This is a genomic window from Pseudomonas parafulva (genome assembly GCF_002021815.1).
GTDB classification, from domain to species: domain Bacteria; phylum Pseudomonadota; class Gammaproteobacteria; order Pseudomonadales; family Pseudomonadaceae; genus Aquipseudomonas; species Aquipseudomonas parafulva_B.
The window spans coordinates 327,291-339,255 of sequence record NZ_CP019952.1; the positions used below are offsets into that span (position 1 = coordinate 327,291).

At 61.1% G+C, this 11,965-nt stretch carries 12 protein-coding genes; 9 read left to right on the plus strand and 3 right to left on the minus strand.

Annotated elements, in window-relative coordinates:
• Positions 1-38: 38 nt before the first annotated feature.
• The 5 genes from hisB to hisF all read left to right on the plus strand — a co-directional run bounded on the left by hisB (position 39) and on the right by hisF (position 3,163).
• Positions 39-632 (plus strand): imidazoleglycerol-phosphate dehydratase HisB, encoded by a 594-nt coding sequence (gene hisB, locus B2J77_RS01415; RefSeq protein WP_023532883.1) that lies wholly within the window; start codon positions 39-41, stop codon positions 630-632.
• Positions 633-1,271 (plus strand): imidazole glycerol phosphate synthase subunit HisH, encoded by a 639-nt coding sequence (hisH, locus tag B2J77_RS01420; RefSeq protein WP_078477844.1) that lies wholly within the window; start codon positions 633-635, stop codon positions 1,269-1,271.
• Positions 1,272-1,532 (plus strand): DUF2164 domain-containing protein, encoded by a 261-nt coding sequence (locus tag B2J77_RS01425; RefSeq protein ID WP_027914086.1) that lies wholly within the window; start codon positions 1,272-1,274, stop codon positions 1,530-1,532.
• 27 nt (positions 1,533-1,559) lie between these two features.
• On the plus strand, positions 1,560-2,309 hold the full coding sequence (hisA, locus tag B2J77_RS01430) for a 1-(5-phosphoribosyl)-5-[(5-phosphoribosylamino)methylideneamino]imidazole-4-carboxamide isomerase (RefSeq protein WP_058604245.1): 750 nt from the start codon (positions 1,560-1,562) through the stop codon (positions 2,307-2,309).
• A gap of 83 nt (positions 2,310-2,392) precedes the next feature.
• Positions 2,393-3,163, plus strand: coding sequence for an imidazole glycerol phosphate synthase subunit HisF (gene hisF / locus B2J77_RS01435; protein WP_058604246.1), 771 nt, complete (start codon positions 2,393-2,395; stop codon positions 3,161-3,163).
• 38 nt (positions 3,164-3,201) lie between these two features.
• Here hisF and betA read toward each other — a convergent pair whose 3' ends face one another.
• The 3 genes from betA to betI form a co-directional block, all read right to left on the minus strand.
• On the minus strand, positions 3,202-4,893 hold the full coding sequence (gene betA, locus B2J77_RS01440) for a choline dehydrogenase (RefSeq protein WP_058604247.1): 1,692 nt from the start codon (positions 4,891-4,893) through the stop codon (positions 3,202-3,204).
• Between the two features lie 145 nt (positions 4,894-5,038).
• Entirely contained in the window at positions 5,039-6,511 is a 1,473-nt protein-coding gene (betB, locus tag B2J77_RS01445) for a betaine-aldehyde dehydrogenase (RefSeq protein WP_023532870.1), read from the minus strand.
• A gap of 38 nt (positions 6,512-6,549) precedes the next feature.
• Positions 6,550-7,203 carry a transcriptional regulator BetI gene (gene betI / locus B2J77_RS01450; protein ID WP_058639167.1) on the minus strand — a complete coding sequence of 218 codons (654 nt, stop codon included), beginning with the start codon at positions 7,201-7,203 and terminating at the stop codon, positions 6,550-6,552.
• 476 nt (positions 7,204-7,679) lie between these two features.
• Here betI and B2J77_RS01455 point away from each other — a divergent pair, with 476 nt between their 5' ends.
• The 4 genes from B2J77_RS01455 to B2J77_RS01475 all read left to right on the plus strand — a co-directional run bounded on the left by B2J77_RS01455 (position 7,680) and on the right by B2J77_RS01475 (position 11,854).
• Entirely contained in the window at positions 7,680-9,683 is a 2,004-nt protein-coding gene (locus tag B2J77_RS01455; RefSeq protein ID WP_058639166.1) for a BCCT family transporter, read from the plus strand.
• A 32-nt stretch (positions 9,684-9,715) separates the two neighbouring features.
• The gene (locus B2J77_RS21240) at positions 9,716-10,321 is read left to right on the plus strand and encodes a hypothetical protein (protein WP_153302477.1); all 606 of its coding nucleotides are present in this window, start codon (positions 9,716-9,718) and stop codon (positions 10,319-10,321) included.
• A 289-nt stretch (positions 10,322-10,610) separates the two neighbouring features.
• Positions 10,611-11,432, plus strand: a complete 822-nt coding sequence (locus B2J77_RS01470; protein WP_078477847.1) for a dermonecrotic toxin domain-containing protein — start codon at positions 10,611-10,613, stop codon at positions 11,430-11,432.
• 98 nt (positions 11,433-11,530) lie between these two features.
• On the plus strand, positions 11,531-11,854 hold the full coding sequence (locus B2J77_RS01475; RefSeq protein ID WP_058639162.1) for a hypothetical protein: 324 nt from the start codon (positions 11,531-11,533) through the stop codon (positions 11,852-11,854).
• The last annotated feature ends 111 nt before the right edge of the window (positions 11,855-11,965 follow it).

The following is an 11,965-nucleotide window of genomic DNA, read 5'->3' on the forward strand; positions in this document are numbered from 1 at the left end:
TGCAGCCCTTTTCGCCTAATGATTTTGCGGAGCTGGTGATGGTCGAACGTAAGGCTTCCGTCGAGCGCAATACCCTGGAAACCCAGGTCAAGTGCTCGATCAACCTCGATGGCAGTGGCAAGGCCCGATTCGATATCGGCGTGCCTTTCCTTGAACACATGCTGGACCAGATCGCCCGCCACGGGCTGATCGATCTGGATATCGAGTGCAAGGGCGACCTGCATATCGACGATCACCATACCGTCGAGGACGTCGGTATCACCTTGGGCATGGCGTTCGCCCAGGCCATCGGCGACAAAAAAGGCATCTTCCGCTACGGCCACGCCTATGTGCCGCTGGACGAAGCATTGTCGCGCGTGGTCATCGACTTCTCCGGCCGCCCCGGCCTGCAGATGCATGTGCCTTACACCCGTGCCAGCGTCGGCGGTTTCGACGTCGACCTGTTCCAGGAATTCTTCCAGGGCTTCGTCAACCACGCCCTGGTCACGTTGCACATCGACAACCTGCGGGGGCACAACACCCACCACCAGATCGAGACCGTGTTCAAGGCCTTCGGCCGCGCACTGCGCATGGCTGTTACCCTCGACGAGCGCATGGCCGGGCAGATGCCGTCCACCAAAGGGTGCCTGTAAATGCAGACGGTAGCGGTAATCGACTATGGCATGGGCAACCTGCACTCGGTGGCCAAGGCGCTTGAGCACGTCGGCGCTGGCAAGGTACTGGTCACCAGTGATGCAGCGGTGATCCGCGAAGCGGACCGGGTGGTGTTCCCAGGCGTTGGTGCCATTCGCGACTGCATGGCCGAGATTCGGCGCCTGAGCTTTGACAGCCTGGTGCGTGAAGTGAGCCAGGATCGCCCATTCCTGGGTATCTGCGTAGGCATGCAGGCGCTGCTCGAGCACAGTGAAGAAAACGACGGCGTCGACTGCATTGGCCTGTTCCCGGGCCAGGTGCGCTTGTTCGGCAAAGACCTGCAAGAAGACGGCGAGCACCTGAAAGTGCCGCACATGGGGTGGAACGAAGTCAGCCAGAGCGTCGATCACCCTCTGTGGCACGACATCAGCGACCAGGCGCGTTTCTATTTCGTGCACAGCTACTACATTGCCGCCGGCAAGCCCACCCAGGTGGTTGGCCGTGGCCATTACGGCGTCGATTTCGCCGCGGCGCTGGCCGATGGTTCGCGTTTCGCGGTCCAGTTCCACCCGGAGAAAAGCCATACCCATGGCCTGCAACTGCTGCAGAACTTCGTGGCCTGGGACGGGCGCTGGTAAATGAGCCGCTCGAAGACCAAGGCGCCGATCCTCACGCTGGCCCCCGAGCAGGAGCGTGAAGCGCTCGATACGCTCAAGCGCTTTCTCGAAGACCGTTTCGAGCTGGAGTTGGGGTCATTCGAAGTCGCCGAGGTGCTCGAACTGTTCACCCATCACATTGCACCCCATTACTACAACAGGGCGATCGCCGATGTTCAGCTGCACCTCAAGGAGCGGTTCGAGAGCATCGAAAGCGATCTGTGGGCGCTCGAGAAGCCCTGAAACCCCAAGAACGGACAGGTTCCCAAGATGCTGATTATCCCCGCTATCGATCTGAAGGACGGTGCCTGCGTGCGTCTGCGCCAGGGCCGCATGGAAGATTCCACGGTATTTTCCGATGACCCGGTGAGCATGGCCGCCAAGTGGGTTGAGGGCGGCTGCCGTCGCCTGCACCTGGTCGACCTCAACGGTGCCTTCGAAGGCCAGCCGGTCAACGGTGAAGTGGTCACCGCCATCGCCAAGCGCTACCCGACCCTGCCGATCCAGATCGGTGGCGGCATCCGCTCGTTGGAAACCATCGAGCACTACGTCAAGGCTGGCGTCAGCTATGTCATCATCGGCACCAAGGCGGTGAAGCAGCCTGAATTCGTGGCCGAGGCCTGCAAGGCCTTCCCTGGCAAGGTCATCGTCGGCCTGGACGCCAAGGACGGCTTCGTCGCCACCGATGGCTGGGCCGAAGTGAGCACCGTGCAGGTCATCGACCTGGCCAGGCGCTTCGAGGCCGATGGCGTCTCGGCGATCGTCTACACCGACATCGCCAAGGACGGCATGATGCAGGGCTGCAACGTACCGTTCACCAAGGCCCTGGCAGAAGCCACGTCGATTCCGGTGATCGCTTCGGGTGGCATCCACAACCTGGGCGACATCAAGGCGCTGCTCGAAGCCAAGGCGCCTGGCATCATTGGCGCCATCACCGGCCGCGCCATCTACGAGGGCACCCTCGACGTAGCCGAGGCTCAGGCCTTCTGTGACAACTACCCGAGCATTGGCCAGCGCTAAGCGAGCGCGACAAGGGGGCGCCTATGGCGTCTCCTGTGTTGCCCCACGCTTGCCGCTTGCTGTTGCTTCCCAGGAGCCCTCTCATGGCTTTAGCTAAACGCATCATCCCTTGCCTGGACGTGGACAACGGCCGTGTGGTCAAGGGCGTCAAGTTCGAGAACATCCGCGATGCCGGCGACCCGGTGGAGATTGCCCGGCGCTACAACGAGCAGGGTGCGGACGAGATCACCTTCCTCGACATCACGGCCAGCGTCGATGGTCGCGATACCACCCTGCACACCGTCGAGCGCATGGCCAGCCAGGTGTTCATCCCGCTGACCGTGGGGGGTGGGGTGCGCACCGTGCAGGACATCCGCAACCTGCTCAATGCCGGTGCCGACAAGGTATCGATCAACACTGCCGCGGTATTCAACCCGGACTTCGTGGGCGAGGCGGCGGACCGTTTCGGTTCCCAGTGCATCGTCGTGGCCATCGATGCCAAGCAGGTATCCGGCCCCGGTGAAACCCCGCGCTGGGAAATCTTCACCCATGGCGGGCGCAAGCCGACCGGCCTGGACGCGGTGGAGTGGGCGAAGAAGATGCAAGACCTGGGTGCGGGCGAAATCCTGCTGACCAGCATGGACCAGGATGGCATGAAGAACGGGTTCGACCTGGGCGTGACCCGTGCCATCAGCGATGCGTTGAGCATCCCGGTGATCGCCTCGGGCGGGGTGGGTAACCTTCAGCACCTGGCCGATGGTATCTTGCAAGGGCATGCCAGTGCCGTGTTGGCTGCCAGCATCTTCCATTTTGGGGAGTACACGGTGCCTGAGGCCAAGGCCTATATGGCAGCGCGCGGAATAGTCGTTCGCTGACTCGAAAAAAAGGGGCTGCCAGGCAGCCCCTTTGGTGATCAGCCCTGCTTCACTTCACGCATGGGCTTGCCTTTGACCGGCGCGTCGTTGGCCACGTAGTACTTGGCAGTGCTGCGCGGCAACGGCTTGCGACCACGGATCTTGTCCGAGATTTTCTCGGCGATCATGATGGTGGTGGCGTTGAGGTTGCCGGTGATGATGATCGGCATGATCGACGCATCCACTACACGCAGGCCCTGCATGCCATGCACGCGGCCTTCGCCATCGACCACTGCCATGTCGTCGGTGCCCATCTTGCACGAGCACGATGGGTGGTAGGCGGTTTCGGCGTGCTCACGGATGAATTTGTCCAGCTCTTCATCGGTTTGCACGTGCGCACCTGGGCTGATTTCGCGACCACGGTACGGGTCCAGCGCTGGCTGGGCCATGATTTCGCGGGTCAGGCGAATACCGTCACGGAATTCTTCCCAGTCCTGCTCGGTGGCCATGTAGTTGAACAGGATGCTTGGGTGCTGGCGTGGGTCCTTGGACTTGACCTGCACGCGGCCGCGGCTAGGCGAGCGCATCGAGCCCATGTGCGCCTGGAAGCCATGTTCCTTGACGCCCTTGGAGCCGTTGTAGTTGATGGCTACCGGCAGGAAGTGGTACTGGATGTTCGGCCATTTGAATTCAGGGCGCGAGCGAATGAAACCGCCGGCCTCGAACTGGTTGCTGGCCCCGATGCCGGTACCGTTGAACAGCCACTCGGCGCCGATGGCCGGCTGGTTCCACCACAGCAGCGACGGGTACAGCGAGACGGGCTGGGTGCACGCGTACTGAAGGTACAGTTCCAGGTGATCCTGCAGGTTTTCGCCAACGCCTGGCAGGTCGTGAACGACCGGGATGTCCAGGCTTTCGAGCAGGGCGCGCGGGCCCACGCCGGAGCGCTGCAGCAGTTGCGGCGTGGCGATGGCGCCGGAGCTGACGATCACTTCCTTGCGGGCACGTGCTTCGACGCGCTCTTCGCTGTCGCCCACCAAGTAGCTCACACCAATGGCGCGCTTACCGTCGAACAGTACGCGGTCGCTCAGGGCGTGGGTCACGATGGTCAGGTTGGGGCGTTTCTTGGCCTGGTCCAGGTAACCGCGGGCAGTGCTGGAGCGGCGGCCATTCTTGGTCACCGAACGATCCATCGGGCCGAAGCCTTCCTGCTGGTAGCCGTTGAGGTCTTCGGTGCGCGGGTAGCCGGCCTGTACGCCAGCCTCGACCATTGCGTTGAACAGCGGGTTGTTGCCAGCCTTGGGCGTGGCCACGCTCAACGGCCCGTCACCACCGTGGTAGTCGTTGGGGCCGATGTCGCGGGTTTCGGCCTTGCGGAAGTACGGCAGGCAGTCCAGGTAGGTCCAGTCTTCCAGGCCTGGCAGCTCAGCCCAGCCATCGAAGTCCAGGGCGTTGCCGCGGATGTAGCACATGCCGTTGATCAGCGAGGAGCCACCCAGGCCCTTGCCGCGGCCACATTCCATGCGGCGGCCGTCCATGTGCGGCTCCGGGTCGGTCTCGTAGGCCCAGTTGTAGCGGCGGCCTTGCAGCGGGAAGGCCAGGGCAGCTGGCATCTGAGTACGGAAGTCGAAGCGATAGTCAGGGCCGCCGGCTTCTAGCAGCAGCACGGTGGTGCCTGCGTCTTCGGTAAGGCGAGTAGCCAGGGTGTTACCGGCAGAGCCGGCACCAACGATGATGTAATCGTATTCCATGGGGAAGCTTCCTCCGGAAGCAGTTGCGCGTCTGGCGCTGCACCTGGTGCAGCCTGGCCTCACGCGCAAATGGATGAGTGCTGCAAGGGCCGGTCGGTCAACGACCGGCGCTGTCCTGCAGCATGGGCTGGCGTGCTACGGCCGGTCAGAAGACCGAGGCGTAGTCGCCCAGCTCGACCTGTACCGACTTGATGCGGGTGTATTGGGCCAGCGAGCTGATGCCGTTCTCGCGGCCAACGCCCGATTGCTTGTAGCCGCCCACCGGCATTTCGGCTGCCGACTCGCCCCAGGCGTTGATCCAGCAAATGCCCGCTTCGAGCTGGTGGATGATGCGGTGGGCACGGTTCAGGTCGTTGGTGCACACACCGGCAGCCAGGCCGTATTCGGTGTCGTTGGCGCGGCGGATCACTTCTTCCTCGGTCTCGTAGCTGAGGATGCTCATGACCGGGCCGAAGATCTCTTCCTTGACGATGGTCATGTCGTCGCGGCAGTCGGTGAACACGGTCGGGGCCACGAAGGCACCCTTGCCGAAGTCGCCTTCGGTCAGGCGCTCGCCGCCACACAGTACGCGGGCACCTTCTTCCTTGCCCTTGGCGATGTAGCCCAGCACGCTTTCCATGTGCTGGAAGCTGACCAGCGGGCCGAAGTTGGTGTTTTCATCTTCCGGGTTGCCGGCACGGATACGCGCCACGCGCTCGAGAATCTTGGCTTCGAAGGCGGCCTTGTGCTCGGCTGGGATGAACACGCGGGTACCGTTGGTGCACACCTGGCCCGAGCTGTAGAAGTTGGCCATCATGGCGATGTCGGCGGCCTTGTCCAGGTCGGCGTCGGCGCAGATGATCAGCGGCGACTTGCCACCCAGCTCCATGGTCACTTCCTTGAGCGAGGAACTCGAGGCGCTGGCCATGACCTTCTTGCCGGTGGTGGTGCCGCCGGTGAAGGAGATCTTCTCGATGCGCGGGTGCTCGGTCAGCCAGCTGCCGACTTCGCGGCCGCTGCCGGTCAGTACGTTGAACACGCCGTCCGGCAGGCCGGCTTCGGTGTAGATCTCGGCCAGCTTGAGGGTGGTCAGCGAGGTGACTTCCGACGGCTTGAAGATCATCGCGTTGCCGGCAGCCAGGGCCGGTGCGGATTTCCACAGGGCGATCTGGATCGGGTAGTTCCAGGCGCCGATACCGGCAGTCACGCCCAGCGGTTCGCGACGGGTGTAGACGAAGGACGATTCGCGCAGCGGAATCTGCTCGCCTTCGATGGCAGGGACCAGGCCTGCGTAATATTCCAGTACGTCAGCGCCGGTGACGATGTCGACGTAGCGGGTTTCGGAGTAGGACTTGCCGGTGTCCAGGGTTTCCAGCATAGCCAGCTCGTCGTTGCGTTCGCGCAGGATGTCCACGGCGCGGCGCAGGATGCGCGAGCGCTGCATGGCAGTCATGGCCGCCCACACTTTCTGGCCGCGCTCGGCGCTTTCGACAGCCTTCTCGACGTCAGCCTCGGTGGCGCGTTGCACGTGGGCAAGCACTTCGCCGGTAGCCGGGTTGATGGCTTCGAAGGTGGCATCGGTGCCAGCGTCGACGTAACCGCCATCGATGTAGAGTTTTTGCGTTCCGAAACGGGCCATAGTGTCCTCGCAAGTGCAATGTGTGTGTAGGCCAGGCGTCACGCTCCTGCCGTGCTGGCAGAGGCCGTGCGCCGTTTTTCAGCAGCAGGGTCGGTGCCCAGTGTGCGCTGCTTGGCCAGTTGTAGATCCATGTATTCGTAAGCGATCCGTATCGCCTGGTCGGTGTCGAAGGCATCCCCCGACAAGGCTCCACGCAGCCACAGACCGTCGATCAGAGCCGCCAGCCCGCGGGCTGCCTTGCGTGCATGGTAAAGCGGCAGCACGCGGCGAAACTGGCAACACAGGTTAGAGTACAAACGGTGGTCATTGATCCGTTGCAACCTGTGCAGATCGGGCTGGTGCATGCTGGAAGCCCAAAAAGCCAACCAGGTTTTCATCGCCGGGCCATTCACCTGGCTGGCATCGAAGTTGCCCTCGATTATCACTTTCAGGTGGGCGCGCGGCGCATCGTCCGTCAACGCCTGGCGGCGTGCTCGCACGCCTTCGTTGAGCATGCTCATGATGTAGCCCATCGTCGCTGCGATCAGGCCGTTCTTGTCCCGAAAGTAGTGACTGATGATGCCGTTCGACACGCCGGCCAAACGGGCAATGAGCGCAATGCTGGCGTCCCCCAGACCGACCTGATCGACCGCTTGTAACGTGGCTTCGATCAACTGCTGACGGCGGATGGGTTGCATACCGACCTTGGGCATCTTGCTTTCTCCTCAGGTCTGCGAGCAGACGACCAGCGTCTGACTCAGCGAAGACCAGTCTATTTTGTTTTGATTGAACGTTCAATCAATAAAGAATAAGCTCTGCGACAATTTGTGCCATTGACAGCCCATGTGACGGCTCCAGCGGCATCGATTGAAACCTTAGGAAATCGCGCAAACCCAGGGCCGGCAAGGCTTGTAACGGGGGCGATCGATAAAGGACGCAGACGCCGTCGCAGCGTGGAAGACCTGCGACATGCCTCAGGATCGGGCGATATCCCTGTGACCAATGCGCGCACTTTCAACCGTGCGCAGCGTTTTGAAGCGGTGGTAACGGCGTATGTGTTGCAGCGGATCGGTTCGAAACCGCGATTTCCAGGGTGCTTTTATAACACCTGATGCAGTGGGGGTATTCCACCAAATGCTCAGGAAGACCGATTAGCCTCCACTGCCGTTCTGCCCGGAGCCTTCTTGCAATGAGTTCTGCCTCACTAACCAAACCCCCCGCCGAGAGGGTACGGGTCAACCGCGTGGTGTTCTACACCTCGGCGCTGATGATCCTCGTTCTGACTGCCTTGCTTATCGCTGTTCCTGAAACTGCCGGCCGCGTACTGGGCGTCGCCCAGCAGTGGCTGACGCGCAGTTTCGGCTGGTACTACATGCTGGTGATCTGCGGCTACTTGCTGTTCGTCATCTACCTGGCGTTTTCCGACTACGGCAAGCTCAAGCTGGGCGGCAAGGAAGACCAGCCTGACTTCAGCTATGGCGCCTGGGCCGGCATGCTGTTCTCGTCGGGCATCGGTATCTCGCTGTTGTACTTCGGCGCATCCGAGCCGCTGGATCACTACTTCAATCCGCCCGAAGGCACGCCGGCCAGCCTGGAAGCGGCGCGTCAGGGCCTGCAGCTTACGTTCCTGCACTGGGGCCTGCACGGCTGGGCGATCTACGCTCTGGTGGGCCTGGCCGTGGGGTACTTCGCCTACCGTCACAACCAGCCGCTGGCCCTGCGCTCGGCACTTTATCCACTGGTGGGCGAGCGCTGGGTCAAGGGCGCTGCCGGCAACGCTGTGGATATCTTCGGCATGTTCGTGACCCTGCTGGGCCTGGTCACCAACCTTGGGATCGGCTCGATGCAGGTTGCGTCGGGGCTCGAATACCTGTTCGGCATGGACCACAGCAAGACCAACCTGCTGGTGGTGATCCTGGTAATGGCTGGCGTTGCAACGGTAGCAGCGGTCTCGGGTGTGGAGAACGGCATCCGCCGCCTGTCCAACCTGAACATCGCGCTGTTCAGTGGCCTGCTGATCTTCGTCCTGCTGGGCGGCGAAACCCTGCACCTGCTCAACGGCTTCGTGCAGAACGTGGGCGACTACCTCAACGGCATCGTGCTGAAAACCTTTGACCTGTATGTGTATGAGGGTGAGGCGGGCAAGTCCGAACGCTGGTTGGGCTTGTGGACGGTGTTCTATTGGGCCTGGTGGATTTCCTGGGGCCCGTTCGTAGGCATGTTCATTGCCCGGATCTCCAAGGGCCGTACCGTGCGCCAGTTGGTCAGCGGTGTGCTGTTGATCCCGCTGGGCTTCACCCTGGCGTGGCTGTCGATCTTCGGCAATACCGCCCTGGACTTGGTGATCAACCATGGCGCCGTGGAACTGGGCAAGACCGCCCTCGAGCAGCCGTCCATGTCAATCTACCAACTGCTGGAATACTTCCCGGCAGCTAAGATCGTGATCGGTGTGGCCGTGTTTGTTGGCTTCGTGTTGTTCCTGACCCCAGCGGACTCCGGCGCAGTCATGATGGCCAACCTGTCGTGCAAAGGTGGCAAGGTCGACGAGGACGCCCCGCACTGGATGGTGGTGTTCTGGTCGGTGATCATCACGCTGGTCACCATCGGCTTGTTGTTCGCCGGCAACTTCGAAGCCATGCAGACCATGGTGGTGCTGGCAGGCCTGCCGTTCTCGGTGGTGCTGGTGCTGTTCATGTTCGGCTTGTACAAGGCCATGCGGCAGGACGTGGCCATGGAGCAGGAGCGGGCCGAACTGGCCGCACGTGGCCGTCGAGGCTTCAGTGAGCGCCTGACTCAGCTCGAACTGCAACCGACCCAGGCAGTGGTACAGCGCTTCATGGACAAGCAGGTAAGCCCTGCGCTGAAGGATGCAGCGGCCCAGTTGCAAACCCAGGGCTTCGACGTCGAGACCCGGGTCGGCCAGTCGCGCAACATGATGGGCCTGCGGGTGATGATGGAAGAAGGCAACCCCTTCGTCTACGAGGTCAGCCTCGATGGTTACATGGCTGCACCAACAGAAGCCCCGGCCGAGGGTGAGCCCGAGGTACGGCAACGCTTCTACCGCGCCGAAGTGTATTTGCACGACGGTAGCCAGGAGTATGACCTGATGGGCTTTGCGCCTGAACAAATCGTGCGCGATGTGCTGGATCAGTTCGAGAGCCACCGCCAGGTGTTGGGGCGGGTCTACAGCTGACGCACGACCTGGCCTAGCAATATGTACGGCCAATGACCACACGTGCGTGGCTACGGTGGGTCTCCCGATTCAAGGAGGCCCACCATGCCCACCGCTCGAGCCGCTTCATACGACTTCAAAGCCCAGGTCAACGCGCAGTTTTCTGGTCGGCCTACCTTACGGCAGGTAGCCAGCCTGCAAATCATGGGCTTGCTGATCGAGCACTACCCCCTGATTGCCGTTCATCGCCCACGCTCAAGGATACCAACCAGCTGAGCCTGGTCAGGGTGAACCCCGATGGGCAAAGCTCAACGACCCTTCCACTCGTAGACGAGATACTCAAGGCCAAGCTGCACAACCGGGTGCTGGACTTCACGCCAGTGGCCAACATCAATCAGTATCTGCTGCTCAGCGGCAGACACTTCTTTGCCATCCCCGACCCGTTCGAGACTGCCGAGGGCGATCAAATCGATCTCGTGGCTCTGCAACCTGCCTTCGAAGACCTGCTGCTTTTACTGGACGACTATTTCAACGCGGCACAGGTCAAGTACTGGCGTGCTGTCGGCAGTATGGGCGTCAGCCGCGATCGCTGGCTGCAGCTGGTCATGAAAACGGCGCTGCTGCACAACCTGTCGCTTCACGGCTTGAGCGCTCGGTAGCAGGCTTGTCTGCGTGGACTCTTGGGCAGCCCCAGTGAGCGGCCGACTGTGTTCATGGTGGAGATGGTACGTCCCTATCAGAACAGCAGCGTTAGCCGTTTCCTGCCAGATCTCATCGTACAGGGACAGTGGGACGAGGGTGAGGCAGTGCTGTGGTGCAAGCCGTCCGGCGTGGTCTGGACGTTCGACACGCTGGATGAATCTGCGCAGGCCCTACAGCAGGAGTATCCCGCCCTTGTGGACGAGCAAGGGATGGTATGGCATCGGCATGAGCTTGGAGGAGACCCTTTTGCGCACCGCCATCAGCCACCGTGAAGATCAGCTGATCATGGATTGGTTGACGGTCGACTACCCCAAGCAGCTTGTCTGGCGATTGGATATCGGCGCCACTTACCCGGCATATGTGGTCACCCATCTCGACGACGCGCAGCGTCAGTCTGAGCGGGTCAAACGCTTCGCAGGAGAATGGCGGAGCGCATTACTGCACAGCGCCTTGCAGGCAAAATTGAGGGGACAGTTAAGCGAAATCGGTCTTCAGGCTATTTCCGATTATTGCGGCGGCAGGGTGGACGCAATGCAACCGGCCAGCACACTGATGCCGTTCGCATTGCGACGTGCACCGGACAGTGAGCAATACGATCAGGTACATGGCATGTATGTTCTGGTCAATCAGACGCCTGGAACAGTTGTGCTGTACAGGCCCCTTTACGGTAGTAGGGCCGTGCTGGAGTTCACAAGCACAGACGCCTTGATGGATGAGGTGCGCAACAACGTTGAGCTGCAGGCCAGCATTCTTGACTGGCTAACGCCTGAAGCTCGCCCGGTTTACGACCACGGCGGGTTCAGCGAGCCCCATCTGGGGCACTCGATTATCGATACCTCGATCTTGCCCGGGCGTGTTGCGCCTGCTCAGTTCTGGGCCAAACCCTGGCTAAATGATGTCGACCTTCAGTTGTACAAAGCCAACCGCGATTTGCTGGTCGATCTGGCCGAACGCAGCTCGGTCGCCAACGCAGAAAGCCAGTGGGCGGTTCTCACTCAAGGTGCCTGGTTGCTGTTCGACGTAGCTTCAAAGCCAACCTGGCGTTGTTGCCTCGAACTGATGCTGTAAGTGCGTTGAGAGGGCGAATCGAGCATGCAATCACTGAGCTTGACGACCATCGTCAGAAGCTGCTCAAGACCTATTATTTGACCTGTAAAACCCCTGCCATGAACGCGCTCAAATTCCTTTACGAACTGGGTGAGATTACCGTTAGCCGAGCAGATCGCAGAGTGCCGTTGGGAACAAATGACTATTTGGATACCTACGAGATCAAACGGGTACTAGGCAAGCCTATCTGGGAGGCTCACTTTCATTATCCTGCCGTGGACACGGCAGATCAGGACTTTTCTCGTGGGCATCTGAAATTGTGGGAGCAGCGCAGGCTTGGGCATCAAGCTATGTTGCGGGCCGCAAAGAAACAGCAAGTGCTCTCCATCTACCGTGGCCAGCTACGTAAAGGCGATGTGGAGGGCATCATTCCATTCGGGTAACGATGTTGACTGTGATGGCCTGTGCTCTGCTCGCGGCCAGGTGGCAGAGCACATTGCGGTCTGTGGCTGATGAGCGTACGCCTCAACTAACTCACCGTTAAACAGAATGCT

Excerpts from the sequence above, each read along its gene's own strand:
- hisB (WP_023532883.1), top strand. The coding sequence starts at position 39 with ATGGTCGAACGTAAGGCTTCCGTCGAGCGCAATACCCTGGAAACCCAG.
- hisH (WP_078477844.1), top strand. The coding sequence starts at position 633 with ATGCAGACGGTAGCGGTAATCGACTATGGCATGGGCAACCTGCACTCG.
- B2J77_RS01425 (WP_027914086.1), top strand. The coding sequence starts at position 1,272 with ATGAGCCGCTCGAAGACCAAGGCGCCGATCCTCACGCTGGCCCCCGAG.
- hisA (WP_058604245.1), top strand. The coding sequence starts at position 1,560 with ATGCTGATTATCCCCGCTATCGATCTGAAGGACGGTGCCTGCGTGCGT.
- hisF (WP_058604246.1), top strand. The coding sequence starts at position 2,393 with ATGGCTTTAGCTAAACGCATCATCCCTTGCCTGGACGTGGACAACGGC.
- betA (WP_058604247.1), bottom strand. The coding sequence starts at position 4,893 with ATGGAATACGATTACATCATCGTTGGTGCCGGCTCTGCCGGTAACACC.
- betB (WP_023532870.1), bottom strand. The coding sequence starts at position 6,511 with ATGGCCCGTTTCGGAACGCAAAAACTCTACATCGATGGCGGTTACGTC.
- betI (WP_058639167.1), bottom strand. The coding sequence starts at position 7,203 with ATGCCCAAGGTCGGTATGCAACCCATCCGCCGTCAGCAGTTGATCGAA.
- B2J77_RS01455 (WP_058639166.1), top strand. The coding sequence starts at position 7,680 with ATGAGTTCTGCCTCACTAACCAAACCCCCCGCCGAGAGGGTACGGGTC.
- B2J77_RS21240 (WP_153302477.1), top strand. The coding sequence starts at position 9,716 with ATGACCACACGTGCGTGGCTACGGTGGGTCTCCCGATTCAAGGAGGCC.
- B2J77_RS01475 (WP_058639162.1), top strand. The coding sequence starts at position 11,531 with ATGAACGCGCTCAAATTCCTTTACGAACTGGGTGAGATTACCGTTAGC.